Origin of the sequence: Achromobacter marplatensis (genome assembly GCF_002209535.1) — a bacterium.
Taxonomy (GTDB): Bacteria; Pseudomonadota; Gammaproteobacteria; order Burkholderiales; family Burkholderiaceae_B; genus Achromobacter; species Achromobacter marplatensis.
Genome location: NZ_NJIG01000005.1, coordinates 61,990 through 75,932, shown reverse-complemented (window position 1 = coordinate 75,932; position 13,943 = coordinate 61,990). Strand labels below are relative to the sequence as shown.

Below are 13,943 nucleotides of genomic sequence, written 5' to 3'. Positions count from 1 at the left end.
CGTTACTGCTTGGCGGCCGGGTCGCCGCAGCCGGTCATTTCGCCCATCTTTGCCATGTTCTGCTGGATTTCCTCGGGCGAATAATCGAACTGATGCGTGGCGATGGACCAGCGGTGGCCGAACGGATCCACGACCTGGCCATAGCGGTCGCCCCAGAACATGTCAGCCACCGGCATCGTCACGGTGGCGCCGGCCGCCACGGCCTGCTTCATCGCCGCGTCCACGTCTTTCATGTACAGATGCAGCGTCACCGGGGAGCCTTTCAGCGCCTTGGCGCCCAGGCTGCCCCATTCAGGGAAATCGTCCATCAGCATCAGCACGGAATCCCCGATGCGGATGGCGGCATGCATGACCTTGCCGTTGGGCCCCGGCAGGCGCGCGAGCTCTTCGGCGTTGAAGGCTTTCTTGTAGAAAGCGATGGCATCCGAGGCGCCTTCGCACACGATGTGCGCGGTCAGCGTGTGCATGCCGTCGGGGATGGGATTCTTTGCGGGCGTGGCCATGGTGTGTCTCCAGAATCGTGGACTATCGGTGGGGGACAGAGCGCCCGGATGCCATGCGGTTCGGGCGCCTCCTTTCTCTACGACGAACGAGGGCGGCCGATTTCGACAGGCCGCCCGATTTTTATTTGCCGACCAAGGTATTGAAGCCGCCCAGGCACATGCGTTTGAAATCGAAAATGCCTTCGCAGGACATGCCGGTCAACCTGGGATCCGCCATGACGAGGGCGTTGATCCGGTCGCGTTCGGCCTTGTTTTCGAACACGACCCAGGCGAACACCACCGTTTCGTCCTCTTTGGCGCCCGCGGCCGCGGTGAATGAGCCGAAGCCCTCCCTGTCAATGTCTTCCGCCACGCATTCCCGGTAGTCCAGCGCGCCGTGCTCCATCCAGACGGCCATGGCCTGTTCCGCCATGTTCTTGTACGTCGACAGCTTGGCGCGGGGCACGGCAAGCAGGTAACCATCTATGTACTTTTCCATCGAACACTCCTTTGATCCATGTTGTTCTATTGGGCGATGGGCATGCCCGCTGGTCACGCTCGCCACTGGCCGGCCTGGATGCCGGCAGATGTCACTGTATCGGGATTGGGGGCGGTTTCAGATAGGGGATTGCGACATTCTTGCAGGTGGATTGCGACAGTCGGCAGGCGTATGCTTGGCGTCTGGAAAAACGCCGCCGCGCCGCATCCGCTGCGCGGGTTTGTGGCCCTCTTCCCAGGGGGCATCTTCGGAGCTGCCCGGCGATGAAAAACGTCGCTTTCCTTTTGCCGACGGGAGCCAATATCGCTTCCCTGGAAACCGCGCGCCATGGCTTTCTGGTAGCCAATGAGTATCTGGCCGCGCATGGCCGCGAACCGCGGTTCCTGGTGCGCACGCTGGCGTTGACCCGCGAGGTCAGCCTGGACGACGGCCGCATCAAGGTGCAGGCCGACCTGGTGCTGGCCGATCAGCCGGACATCGACATCTGCATCGCGCCGCCGCTGCTGGGCGCGGTGTCCGATGCCGTGCTGTCCAACCGTGAACTCATTGACTGGTTGTCGCGCCATCACCGCGAAGGCGGCGAAGTCGCCAGTTTGTGCATGGGAGCCGCGCTGCTGGCGGCAGGCGGAGTGCTGGATGGCCAGCAGGCGGTGGTGCATTGGGTGGCGCAGAACCTGTACGCCAGCCTGTTCCCGAACGTGGAGTGGGTCTGCGACCGGATCGTCATGGCCGACAACGGCATCTACACCAGCGGCGGCGCGTTTTCGGCGGCGCATCTGGTGCTGCACCTGATCGAGAAATACACCGACCGCGACACCGCCATCTGGTGCGCCAAGTACTTTCAGCTGGACTGGAGCCGCCAGAGCCAGCTGCCGTTCTCGGTGTTCATGGGCCAGAAGGGCCATGCCGACGACGTCGTGCGCGCCGTGCAGAACGACATCGAAGGCCGCTACACGGAAAAGATCACCGTGGAAGATCTGGCCGACCGCCATGCGATGGGCCGCCGTACGTTGGAACGGCGGTTCCGGCAGGCCACCGGAAACAGCATCGTGGAATACGTGCAGCGGGTCCGCGTCGAAGCCGCGAAGAAGCGGCTGGAGACCTCGCGCAAGAGCGTGTCGGAAGTGATGTACGAAGTCGGCTACAACGACACGAAGGCATTTCGGGACATCTTCAGTAAGTACTGCGGCATGTCGCCGGTGGGATATCGCGAACGCTATCAGTGACCCTGCGCACGAATGAGATCCCGGCGCAGATACTCCGCATGGGGAATGCCCAAAAGTGGCTATATGAACTGCTTGGGATTGGCTATCTGACTTAGCGCCAATTGCCCCTATCATCTTTGGCATTGTCCCTAACCGTGGAACATCCATGCCCGAGCTGACCCAAGCGCTGAAAGCGCGCATTCTCGCGGCCGTCAATGACGGCTATGCCGACCAGACCGATACGCTGGCGCAGTTGGTCCGAATTCCCTCGCAGCGCGGCGAAGAGGCGGCCGCGCAGGATTTCATGGCGGCGCAGTACGCGGCGCGCGGCTATGACGTGGACCGCTGGCAGATCGACATCGACGCCATCAAGCACATGCCGGGTTTCTCGCCGGTAGCCATCTCGTACGACAACGCATTCAACGTGGTAGGCACCCACCGCTCGCGCACCCGCCAGGGCCGGTCGCTGATCCTGAACGGCCATATCGACGTGGTGCCCGTGGGGCCCCGGTCGCAATGGAGCCGCGACCCCTACGATCCCGCCATCATCGACGGCTGGATGCACGGACGCGGCGCGGGCGACATGAAATCGGGCCTCATCGCCTGCATGGCGGCGCTGGACGCGCTGCGCCGGGTGGGGCTGCAGCCGGCGGCCGACGTGTTCCTGCAATCCGTGGTGGAAGAAGAGTGCACCGGCAACGGCGCATTGGCCTGCCTGCAGCGCGGCTACCGCGCCGATGCCGCATTCATTCCCGAACCGCTGCTGCCGATGCTGATGCGCGCCCAGGTCGGGCCCATGTGGTTCCAGGTGCAGGTCGACGGCGACCCCCAGCACGCGTCGGCGGCGTTCTCGGGGGCGGGCGCCAACGCCATCCAGAAAGCCATCTTCATGATTCAGGCGATGGACGAACTGGAAGAACGCTGGAATGGCCGCAAATGCGAGCACACTCATTTCTGCAACCATCCGCATCCCATCCGCTTCAACCTGGGCAAGATCGCCGGCGGCGACTGGCCCTCCAGCGTGCCCGCCTGGTGCACCTTCGACATGCGCGTCGCGGTGTTCCCGGGCCAGAGCCTGGAGGCCGCCCGCGCGGAGATCGAAGCGTTCGTCGCGGAAGTGGCGGCGCGCGATCCCTTCCTCGCCAAGCACCCGCCCAAGGTGATCTACCACGGCTTCATGGCCGAAGGCTATGAACTGAAGGATTCCGAGGACGTCGAGGCGGCGCTGCGGGTCAGCCATGAGGCGGTCTTCAACGAACCGCTGCAGGAATACGTCACCTCGGCCGCGACCGACGCCCGGTTCTATGGCCTCTACGCGGATACGCCGGCCATCGTCTACGGCCCGGAGTGCCGCATGCCGCACGGCAACGACGAATCGGTGAACCTGGAATCGGTGCGCAAGGTGACGCAGACCATCGCATTGTTCATTGCCGAATGGTGCGGCCTGGAAGAGATCGCCGCATGACGATCCGCAGCACCGCGACCCCCACGGCCGAACAGGCGCTCTTTGCGGCCGAAGCCCCGAAACTGACCATCGACGATGCCCGCGCGATTGCCTGGGACGTCTTCGGGCTGCGCGCCCAGGCGGAATTGCTCAGCAGCGAGCGTGACCAGAATTTTCACCTGCGCTTGGACGATGGCAGCGCCTATGTCCTGAAAGCCACGCATCCCGCCGAGGATCCGGCGGTGACGGACTTCCAGACGCAGGCGCAGCTGCATCTGATGCATGCCGACAGCAGCCTGCCGGTGCCGCACCTGCTGTTGACGCGCGACGGCCGCTACGTGCATTGGCATGACGGGCCGGCGGGGGGGCGCCGCGCCATCCGGGTGATCACCTTTCTGTCCGGCACGCCGCTCTACAGGACCCCACGCAGCGCGTCGCAGGCGCAGGCTCTGGGCCACGCGCTCGCAGGCTTCGATCTGGCCCTGCGGGGGTTCGAGCATCCGACTGCGAACCACACGCTGCTGTGGGACCTGCAGCACGCGGAACAGGTGGCGGATCTGCTAGCCGGCATCGAAGACGCCGACCAGCGGGCGCTGGCCGAGCGCACCCTGGCGCGGTTCATGGCGCATGTGCAGCCGGCGCTGCCGGGCCTGCGCCGCCAGGTCATCCACAATGATCTGAACCCCTACAACGTCCTGGTGGACGCGGCGCAGCCTGACCGTATCTCCGCCATTCTCGATTTCGGCGACATGGTGCAGGCGCCGCTCGTGCAGGACCTTGCGGTGGCCTGCTCGTACCTGCTGGAAGATTCGGCCAGCCCGCTGGATCGGGCTGCGCTGTGCGTGGCCCGCTACCACCACATGAATCCGCTGACGGATCCGGAGATCGCGCTGCTGCCGGACCTGATTGCCGCGCGCCTGCTGCTTACCGTGGCCATCACGGGCTGGCGAGCCAAGCAGCACCCCGAAAACCGTACCTACATCCTGCGCAACAACGCCCCGGCCTGGATCGGCCTGGCGCGACTGGCGGCCTTGCCGCAAGGGCGCGCCCGGGACATTCTGTCGCGGACCTGCGGCGCCACTTTGGAGAATCCTGCATGAGCAAAGACAAGGCCATGTTGAACGCGTTCGACCCCGCTGCCGCCGGCAGCCTGCCCGCCGCCGAGCGCGCCCTGATCGAACGGCGCCAGCGCGTTCTCGGAACGGCCTATCGGCTGTTCTATGACAATCCGCTGCACATCGTACGCGGCGAAGGCGTGTGGCTCTACGACGCTGGCGGGGAACGCTACCTGGACGCCTACAACAATGTGGCGTCGGTGGGCCACAGCCATCCGCGCGTGGTCGCGGCCATTGCTGATCAGGCCGCGATGCTGAACACGCACACGCGCTATCTGCACGACGGCGTGGTGGAATACGCAGAGCGCCTCGTGGCCACGTTCCCGCCCGGGCTGTCGCAGGCGATGTTCACGTGCACCGGCAGCGAGGCCAACGACCTGGCGCTGCGCATTGCGCGCAGCCACACAGGCGCCAGCGGCGTCATCGTGACGGAACTGGCCTACCACGGCGTTACGGCCGCTGTCGCCGCGGTGTCGCCCTCGCTGGGCAAGACCGTGCCGTTGGGCGTCGACGTGCGTGCCGTGAGCGCGCCCGACACCTACCGGCACGATCCCGCGACGATCGGCGTGTGGTTTGCCGCCCGGGTGCAGGAGGCCATCGACGATATGCTGCGCCATGGCATCCGTCCGGCAGCGCTGCTGGTGGATACGGTCTTCTCCAGCGACGGGGTCTATACCGATCCGGCGCCGTTCCTGGCGCCCGCCGTCGAGGCCATCCGCGCCGCGGGCGGGCTGTTCATCGCCGACGAAGTGCAGGCGGGTTTCGCGCGCACCGGTTCGTGCATGTGGGGTTTCCAGCGCCATGGCCTGGTGCCCGACATCGTCACCATGGGCAAGCCCATGGGCAACGGTCATCCGATAGCCGGTGTGGTGGCGCGTCCCGAGATCTTCGAGCGCTTCGGCCGCGATGCGCGCTACTTCAACACGTTCGGTGGCAATCCGGTGTCTTGCGCCGCGGCGCTGGCGACGCTGGATGTCATCCAGGACGAAGGCCTGCAGGCCAACGCGGCGCGCACGGGCGCCTATCTGCGGGATAAGTTCCGCGAGATGGCGTGCAAGCATGCTTGGATCGGTGATGTGCGCGGCGACGGCCTGTTCATGGGTATCGAACTGGTCAAGGACCAGGCGGCCAAAACGCCGGCCACCGAAGAGACGCATCGATTCGTGAACCTGATGCGCGAACACCGCGTGCTGCTAAGCGCTACCGGCCTGCGCGGCAACGTCATCAAGCTGCGGCCGCAGTTGCCGTTCAGCCTGGAGAACGCGGATCAGTTGATGCAGGCGGCCGACGAGGTGTTTGCCAAGCTGTAGGCAAGGACTCGCGCGGAGGCCAGTTCAGGCCGCCGCCCGGCGGCGCCTGGGCCGGGCGGCGGGCGCGGGGCTGCTGGCGCGGTCAAGCGCGCGCGCGAAGCGTTCCACGCCAGCCGGGATCTGCGATCCCGGCACGCCGCCATAGCCCAGCACCACGGCGTTGCGGTCGCCCTGGGCATGATCGGGCAGGAAGTGGGGCAGGCCCAGCACGATGTTCTCGGCCTGCGCGTGGGCGACCAGCTGCGACGCCGACACCTGCGGCGACAGGCGCGCATATACGTGCAGCCCCGCCCGGGCCTGCGACAGCTCGACCATCGGGCCGACCTGCCGTAACAGTTCTTCCCGCAGCAGGCGCTGGCGTTCCGCGTATTCCAGCCGCATGCGCTTGATGTTCTGCGAAAAATGCCCGTCGTTCATGAAATCCGCCAGCGCGGCCTGTAGATGCAAGTGCCCCGGCCGGTAGATGCGCGCGCAGGCGTTGGAGAACGCGTGCGCGATATGTTCCGGAACGACCATGTAGCTCATGCGCAGGCCGGCGAACATGGTCTTGCTGAAGGTGCCCATGTAGATGACGCGGCCATCGGTGTCCAGGCCCTGCAGGGACGGAATCGGTGCGCCGTCGTAGCGGAATTCGCTGTCGTAGTCGTCTTCGATGATCCACAGCCCGCTAGCGCGCGCGGCTTGCAGCAGTTCCAGGCGGCGCGCCAGCGGCATGACGACGCCGGTGGGATATTGATGCGAAGGGCTGCTGATCACGAGGCGCGCGCGCTTCGGCACCTTGCTGGCGGACAGATTCAGCCCGCCTTCGTCGACGTGGGCGGGCTGCACGCGGATGCCCGCGGCGGTCAGCAGCGGCGGAAAGGCCCAGTGGCAGGGGCTTTCCACCAGCGCGGCGTCGCCGGTGTCGGCCAGCAGGCGCGCGCAGAGGTCGATGGATTGGTGGGTGCCGGCCGTCAGGATGACCTGTTCCGGCTGGCAGACGACCGAGCGCGAAATGCGCAGGTAGTTCGCGATGGCCTCGCGCAGCGGCACGAAGCCCGCACCGTCCTTGGAATACCCTGCCAGCGCCAGGTTGGATTTGCCCAGGTGGCGCGACAGCAGCCGCTTCCAGACATGGAAAGGGAACAGCGTCGCGTCCGCGATGCCCGGCACGAAGGCGCCCGTGTGCTGTCCCAGTCCGCCCGTGCCGCCGCCCGTGACTTCGCCGCGGGTGGACAGCCCCAGGCGCTGGCGGGCTGCCGTTTCCGGGGAAGGCGCCGCCAGCGGACGCTCGCCGGTGTGTTCGACGAAAGTGCCGCTGCCCTCGCGGGCGGTGAGATAGCTCTCGGCGATCAGCCTGTCGTAAGCCAGGGAGATCGTAATGCGCGAAATCCCGAGCTCTTCTGCCAGCGCTCGCGAGGACGGCAGCCGCTGCCCGGCGACCAGGGTGTGGTCGAGCACGCCGCGGCGCACGATCTCGTAGATCTGCCGTTGCAAGGGCAGCTCGGATTCCCGCGAGAGGGCCCCGGCCAGGAGATCAGAGAGAAGCACTTCTTTCATCAAGTGGCCTTAGAACATTGGCATTTGTGGCTATACAAGATATAGCCAGTCGCTGCTATCGTCAATCACAGCCATCAAGGCATACAAGGGGAATTAAATGGACAGCAAGAGCAGCCGGCGCCAGCCGGTTCGCGCAGCTTCGGCAGCATTCTTTGGCACCATGATCGAGTGGTATGACTTTTACTGTTACGCCACCGCCGCGGCGCTGGTGTTTGGCGACGTGTTTTTCGCGACCGACGATCCCTTCATGGGTACGCTGGCTTCGCTGGGCACGTTCGCCATCGGCTTTTTCGCGCGCCCGTTCGGCGCATTGATCTTTGGCCACCTGGGCGACCGCGTCGGCCGCAAGCAGAGCCTGATCATCACTCTGATGGTGATGGGTATTGCGACCACGTTGATCGGGCTGCTGCCGTCGTATCACTCCATTGGCCTGGCAGCGGTCATCCTGCTGGTGGCGTTGCGGCTGGTGCAGGGCATCGCCGTGGGCGGCGAGTGGGGAGGCGCCGTGCTGATCGCGGCCGAGCACGCGCCACCCAAATGGCGCACGTTGCTGGCGTCCGCGCCGCAATACGGCAGCCCCATCGGCCTGATCCTCGCCACCGGCGTGTTCCGTATCGTCTCCGACCTGCCCAAGGAAGACTTCCTGAGCTGGGGCTGGCGCCTGCCTTTCATCGTGAGCGGCCTGCTGGTCCTGGTGGCCTTCATCATCCGCCGCGGCGTGAACGAAAGCCCGGAACTGGAAGAGCGGCTGAAGGAAAAGCGCAAGGAGCACATTGCGCCGATCGGCCTGGTGCTGCGCGAGCGCAAGCGCGCGCTGGCGTTGGGAATCGGCCTGTGCCTCCTGGGAATTTCGGGGTTCTACTTCGTGACGACCCTGATGATCACCTACACCACCACGTACCTGAACATCACCCGCCCGCAGATCCTGGACGTGGTGACCTGGGCAGGCGTGGTCGAATTGATCAGCTTCCCGCTGGCTTCCTACATCGCGATGAAGATCGGCGAGCGCCGCTTCCTGGTGTACGTGACGGCGCTGGCGACGTTGTGGTCCGTGCCGATGATGATGCTCATCCTGACGGGCAATATCACCAACATCGCGATCGGCATCCTCGTGGCCATCTTCCTGATCGGCGCCTATTACGCCGTATTGGCCCCGTACCTGCCGCGCGCGTTCCCGATCGAGATGCGCTATACCGGCATTTCCCTCAGCTTCCAGCTTTGCGGCGCGATTTTCGGCGGCACCACGCCGCTGGTGGGGCTGTGGGTGGCGCACAAGTTCGGCCTGAACTGGCCGCCCCTGGCGCTGATGTTCGCCGTCATCGCCGGCGCGAACTTCCTGTGCGCGGTGTACCTGCCCACGGACGAGCGCGACGCCGCGCGCGCCGCGGCCCGCAACCGCAACCTGACGCCGCAGCGGTCGTGAGTTGGCGGGCTACGCGCTGAGGCGCGCGCGCACTGAGCGTCGATGGATCGCCGGCGTCAGGCCGGCGGCAGCGTCTTCCCGACGCTTGCCGCCAGCATCTGCGCGGTGGCCGCCGACAGGGTCCATCCCAGATGGCCGTGGCCCGTGTTGTAGAACACGCCCGGGCGCTTGCCCGGGCCGACGCGCGGCATCATGTTGGGCGTCATGGGGCGCAGGCCGCACCAGGGCACCACGCGCGATGTCCGGATGTTGGGGAAATGCTTGCGCGTCCAGTCGATCAGCGGCTGCACGCGTTCCGCGCGGATGTCCATGTTGAAGCCGTTGAATTCCGCCGTGCCGGCCACGCGGAAGCGGTCACCCAGCCGGCTGGTGACGATCTTGGCCGCTTCGTCCAGCAGGCTGACACGGGGGGCGGCGTCCCGGCTTTGCGCGTCGTCCAGGTGCACGCTGATGGAATAGCCCTTGACCGGATAGATGTTCAGCGTGTCGCCCATCTGCCGCGCGAACTTGCGGCTGACGGCGCCGGCGCAGATGACGATGGCATCGGTTTCATGCTGCTCGCGCAGAGTGCCGCCTTCGCGCAGGACGTCCAGCACATAGGGACCGCTGTCGCGGCTGATCTGCTCGATGTCGGCGTCCTGCACGAACGTGACGCCATGGCGTTCGCACGCGCGCGCCAGGCCGCTCGTGAATTTGTGGATGTCGCCGGTGGCGTCCGACGGCGTGTAGAAACCGCCGTGGCAATCCGTTTGCAGCGTGGGTTCGATATTGCGGGCTTCGCTGCCGGATACCGCGTACCGCTCCAGGCCGCCTGCCTGCAGCAGCGCATTCGAACGGCGGGCGGCGTCGAAGCTGGCCGCGTCGTGGTAGATGTGCAGGATGCCCCGGCGTTCCAGGTCGAAGTCGATGCCTTCGGCTTCTGCCATGTCGAAGAGATGTTGGCGCGCTTCGATGGCCAACCGCGTGGTGGCGATGGTGTTTTCACGGTAGTTCGGAATCTGCGCCATGAACTGCGCCAGCCACGAATACTTGTGCCAGCTGAACTTGGGGTTCAGCAATAGCGGCGCGTTCTTGCGCCACATCCAGCGCAGGCCCTTCAGGACGGTGGCGGTGCTGTTCCAGACCTCGGCGTTGCTGGCCGACAGCTGGCCGCCGTTGGCGTAGGACGTTTCCATGGCGGGATAGCGCTGGCGGTCGTAGACGGTGACCTGATATCCCAGCTTGGACAAGGCATAGGCGGACGTGACGCCGGTGATACCGGCGCCAATGATGGCGATGCGGGGCATGATGGCTCCAGATTGAGTGGCCGCGGCCCAAACTGGCCGCCGCACCCCATCTGTCTTGGTACCTGAGAGCTTCACCCGCTGCGCTGACGGCGGCGGGATCCCCTTCGGTGGGCGCGCACGGCGCCTCTCTCCAGATTGTCTAGACGCGCGCAGTCCTGTTGCCTGAGAGTTTCCGGGGCGGTTGCTCCGTCGGCGCCGGCCGCCAGGGCCAGTCTCTTCTGCGCGGTTTTGAATCGACGGAATAGAGAATAGCCAAGTTCTTGTCGGATTGGATTCAGGGTAAGTACTATGTCGGGCGGTCGGCAGCGGCTGGAAATGAAGGGATAGGACCATGAGAATGCATGTTGAAAGGACCCGGCGCATCGCCTTGTCGGGGCTGGCGGTTTTGGCGCTGGGCGCAGGCGCTGCGCAGGCGTTTGCCGCGCCGACGCCTCCCGTGGACCCGACCACGGCCAGCCGCAGCATCGACGAAGCCGCGCAGGCCGTGATGCGCGAATACGGCGTGCCGGGCATGGCGATCGCCATCACCCGGGACGGCTGGCAGCAGTTCTACAGCTATGGCGTGGCCTCGCGCCAGACCCAGGCCAAAGTCAGCCGCGACACCCTGTTCGAGGTGGGCTCGATCAGCAAGACCTACACCGCGACCCTGGCGGCCTATGCCGAAGCGCTGGGCAAGCTGTCGTTGAACGACAGCCCCGCGCGCTTCCTGCCCGTCTTGCAGGGGTCGGATTTCGGGAAGCTGACGCTCGTCCATCTGGGCACGCATACCGGCGGGGGCTTTCCGCTGCAGGTGCCCGACGCCGTGCGCAACGACGCGCAGTTGATGGATTACCTGAAGGCCTGGACGCCCCAGTACCCAGCGGGCACGTACCGCACCTATGCCAATCCCAGCATCGGGATGCTGGGGGTGGTGGCCGCCAAGAGCCTGGGCGAACCGTTCACCAACGCCATGGAAAAGACGCTGTTTCCCAAATTGGGTTTGTCGCACACGTACATCGACGTGCCTGCCGCCGCGATGGGCGACTACGCTCAGGGCTACAACAAACAGGATGCGCCGGTGCGCGTGAATCCGGGCGTGCTGGCGGCGGAGGCCTATGGCGTGAAGACCAGCGCGCGCGACCTGCTGCGCTTTGTCGAGGCCAATCTGAATACGGCGGGCGACGCCGCGATCCAGCGGGCCGTCGCCCGCACGCACGTGGGCTATTACCGGATAGGGGACATGACGCAGGACCTGGCCTGGGAGCAGCTTGCCTATCCCGCCACGCTGGATGCGCTGTTGACAGCGAATGCGGGCACGCTGAACAGCCAGAGCCATCCGGCGGCCGCACTGAATCCCCCGCTTGCGCCGCAGGATGCCGTGTGGATCAACAAGACGGGATCGACCAACGGCTTCGGGGCCTATGTGGCGTTCGTGCCGGCCAGGAAGGCGGGCGTCGTGATCCTGGCCAACAAGAACTATCCGAACGAGGCCCGCGTGCGGCTGGCCTACCGGATACTGGAAGAACTCGCGCGCTGAGCGTCGGCGGCGGTTTGGGGCTCGGCAGGGGCTCTGCCCGCCCGCGGCAGCAGCCCCATGATTTCCAGCCGCTGGCACAACTGCCCCAGACGCTCCAATTTGTAGGCGTCCACGTCCACGCCGGCGTAGTCGTAAAAGCCCTGGGCGTCGCGCAGGCCGTTGCGGCCTTCCTCCATATTGCGAGCAATGACTTCAGGTGAGGCGAAGCGGGGGCCGATGGCTTCGGACAGGTAGCGCGAAGCGTAGTAAAGGATGTCGCCGCCGCCCCAATCGATGAATTCCAGCAAGCCCAGCACCGAAAAGCGCAGCCCGAAGCCCAGCCGCACGGCGGTATCGATGTCTTCGGCGCTGGCGACGCCTTCCTCCACCATGCGGGCGGCCTCGTTCATGGCAAGTGCCTGGATGCGGGGCACGATGTAGCCGGCGGACGGCGCGCACTGCACCGGCACCTTGCCCGCTTGGCGCAACGCCTTCAGCAACTGTTGGGCGGCAGCGTCGCGCGTCTTGGGTCCCCGGCTGACTTCCACCAGCGGAATCAAGGCGGCGGGATTCAACCAGTGCGCATTCAGGAAGCGCTCGGGGTGCGGCACCAGTTCGGCCAGTTCGGTGACCAGGAAGGTGGACGTGGTGGATGCAATGACGGCGTCTGGCGCGCAGGTTTCCCCTAGCCACTGGAAGGCATCGCGCTTGGCGTCCAGCCGCTCCGGCACGGCCTCGAACACGATGCGCGCGCTTTGCAGGTCAGCCGCGGCGTCGTCGCGCCGACACAGCCGCACGCGGCCCATCACGGCATCCGCCTGGCCGGCGTCCAGCAGCCCCAGTTGGCCGAACGTGGCGAGCTCGCGGCGCAGGTTGGCCAGCACGCGTGCGTCGTGCGCGGATTGTTCCGCAGGGGGCCGCGGCTTGATGTCGATCAGCGTCACGTCCCGCCCGGCCAGCAGGTATGACAGGGTGATGCCTTCGCCCATGCGGCCGGCGCCGATCACGCAGATTCTGTCGGCCATGGTCAGCATCCTTGTGCCAGCAATTCGGCCATGCCACGGCGCGACAGGGCGTCCAGCCCCAGGCCTTCCAGGGTGCGACCTTCGGCGTACAGATCGCGTCCCGTGATGGCGCTGGCGACGCTCAGCAGCCCTTGCGCCACCGGGGTGGGCACGCCCGCCCAACGGCCGGCAGACACCAGGAACGACAGCCCTAGCCGCGTGTCTTCCAGCATGTAGCGGTGGGTGTGCAGGTCGATGGTTTCGCGCCAGTCGCCGCTATCGGTCAGTTTGCCGTGGGCGCCGCGGCCGTACATCCATTCGTCGCCTTCGCGGGCGTAATGGTCGGCCAGCGGAAAGTGCGGCGCGGCATAGCCCAGCGCGACGCGGATGGCGATGCGTTCGGCGTCCAGCGCGTCGGTTACGCGGCGGATCGAGGCCTGCGTGCCTTCGTTGTGGATGTCCCACTTGTCGAAGTGCTCCAGCGGGCCGGCGTTCATCATGATGAGGGGCGGGTGGATGATGGGGCCGGCATTCATCAGCGCACCGGACAGGCCGTCCTCGATGGGTTCGATGGCCGGATAGGCCTGCCGCAGCAGCGCCAGGGCTTCCTCCGACAGACGGCTGGGGAATACGCCCGTGGGCAGGCGGGTGGCGTAGCCGCTGATCACGACCTGGTTGCCGTGCTTGCGGGCCAGGTAGGGCAGCGTGCCGGTTTCCGCATAGGCGACGCGGGCCGGATTGCCCGCGTTTTTCTGGGCGCGGGCGAAGAGGTAGCTGCCGAAGGTGCCCGGCGGCAGGAACACGACCTGTCCATCGCGCAACAGCGAGCCAAGCGCCGGCGCCAGCGCCTCGTGCGTCGTGGCGGGCAGCGGGATGACCAATAGTTGCGCATGGGTCACCGCGTCTTCCAGAGCGTCCGTCAGTTGCAGATGGCCAGGGCCCGCGCCGACTGGGACCTGGCGTGTGCCGCGGTAGTCGGTGACGGTCAACGCGCCCGCATCCCGCAGGCCCTGGAACGCGCTGCAGTCGCGGCGCCACCAGCGCACCTCGTGCCCCTTTTCCGCCAGCTCGGCCGCCGCCGCATAGCAGCCGTGGCCGCCGCCTATTACGCTGATTCGCATGATCAAGCTCCTTCGATTGA

At 66.1% G+C, this 13,943-nt stretch carries 12 protein-coding genes and 1 riboswitch; of the genes, 6 read left to right on the top strand and 6 right to left on the bottom strand.

Annotated elements, in window-relative coordinates; translation table 11 throughout:
- Positions 1–2 precede the first annotated feature (2 nt).
- Together CEY09_RS13145 and CEY09_RS13140 are read right to left on the bottom strand one after the other, a co-directional pair.
- Positions 3–503 (bottom strand): VOC family protein, encoded by a 501-nt coding sequence (locus CEY09_RS13145; RefSeq protein WP_006225720.1) that lies wholly within the window; start codon positions 501–503, stop codon positions 3–5.
- Between the two features lie 121 nt (positions 504–624).
- Complete coding sequence (locus tag CEY09_RS13140; protein WP_088588957.1) at positions 625–981, bottom strand: DUF1428 domain-containing protein; 357 nt, start codon at positions 979–981, stop codon at positions 625–627.
- A gap of 263 nt (positions 982–1,244) precedes the next feature.
- On the opposite strand from CEY09_RS13140, the gene CEY09_RS13135 reads away from it, so the two are divergent.
- The 4 genes from CEY09_RS13135 to CEY09_RS13120 all read left to right on the top strand — a co-directional run bounded on the left by CEY09_RS13135 (position 1,245) and on the right by CEY09_RS13120 (position 6,055).
- On the top strand, positions 1,245–2,207 hold the full coding sequence (locus tag CEY09_RS13135) for a GlxA family transcriptional regulator (RefSeq protein ID WP_088588956.1): 963 nt from the start codon (positions 1,245–1,247) through the stop codon (positions 2,205–2,207).
- Between the two features lie 145 nt (positions 2,208–2,352).
- The gene (locus CEY09_RS13130) at positions 2,353–3,651 is read left to right on the top strand and encodes an ArgE/DapE family deacylase (RefSeq protein WP_006225723.1); all 1,299 of its coding nucleotides are present in this window, start codon (positions 2,353–2,355) and stop codon (positions 3,649–3,651) included.
- Positions 3,648–4,730 carry a phosphotransferase gene (locus CEY09_RS13125; protein ID WP_088588955.1) on the top strand — a complete coding sequence of 361 codons (1,083 nt, stop codon included), beginning with the start codon at positions 3,648–3,650 and terminating at the stop codon, positions 4,728–4,730. Before CEY09_RS13130 ends, CEY09_RS13125 begins: the two co-directional genes overlap by 4 nt.
- Complete coding sequence (locus CEY09_RS13120) at positions 4,727–6,055, top strand: aspartate aminotransferase family protein (protein ID WP_088588954.1); 1,329 nt, start codon at positions 4,727–4,729, stop codon at positions 6,053–6,055. The genes CEY09_RS13125 and CEY09_RS13120 overlap by 4 nt, the downstream gene beginning before the upstream one ends.
- Positions 6,056–6,079: 24 nt before the next feature.
- Here the strand turns inward: CEY09_RS13120 and pdxR are convergent, their stop codons facing one another.
- Positions 6,080–7,594 (bottom strand): MocR-like pyridoxine biosynthesis transcription factor PdxR, encoded by a 1,515-nt coding sequence (pdxR, locus tag CEY09_RS13115; RefSeq protein WP_088588953.1) that lies wholly within the window; start codon positions 7,592–7,594, stop codon positions 6,080–6,082.
- Positions 7,595–7,691: 97 nt separating this feature from the next.
- Between pdxR and CEY09_RS13110 the strand changes: the two genes are divergently transcribed.
- Complete coding sequence (locus tag CEY09_RS13110) at positions 7,692–9,017, top strand: MFS transporter (protein ID WP_088588952.1); 1,326 nt, start codon at positions 7,692–7,694, stop codon at positions 9,015–9,017.
- A 56-nt stretch (positions 9,018–9,073) separates the two neighbouring features.
- On the opposite strand, the gene CEY09_RS13105 is transcribed toward CEY09_RS13110, so the two are convergent.
- A complete protein-coding gene (locus CEY09_RS13105) occupies positions 9,074–10,303 on the bottom strand; it encodes a D-amino acid dehydrogenase (RefSeq protein ID WP_088588951.1) in 1,230 nt (409 codons plus the stop codon).
- A 140-nt stretch (positions 10,304–10,443) separates the two neighbouring features.
- A riboswitch (glycine riboswitch) is annotated at positions 10,444–10,534 on the bottom strand.
- Between the two features lie 106 nt (positions 10,535–10,640).
- Between CEY09_RS13105 and ampC the strand changes: the two genes are divergently transcribed.
- On the top strand, positions 10,641–11,819 hold the full coding sequence (gene ampC, locus CEY09_RS13100; RefSeq protein ID WP_088588950.1) for a class C beta-lactamase: 1,179 nt from the start codon (positions 10,641–10,643) through the stop codon (positions 11,817–11,819).
- On the opposite strand, the gene CEY09_RS13095 is transcribed toward ampC, so the two are convergent.
- Positions 11,789–12,832, bottom strand: coding sequence for a 3-hydroxybutyryl-CoA dehydrogenase (locus CEY09_RS13095; RefSeq protein WP_088588949.1), 1,044 nt, complete (start codon positions 12,830–12,832; stop codon positions 11,789–11,791). The two genes, ampC and CEY09_RS13095, sit on opposite strands and share 31 nt — an antisense overlap.
- A complete protein-coding gene (locus CEY09_RS13090; protein ID WP_088588948.1) occupies positions 12,826–13,923 on the bottom strand; it encodes an NAD/NADP-dependent octopine/nopaline dehydrogenase family protein in 1,098 nt (365 codons plus the stop codon). Before CEY09_RS13090 ends, CEY09_RS13095 begins: the two co-directional genes overlap by 7 nt.
- Positions 13,924–13,943 lie beyond the last annotated feature (20 nt).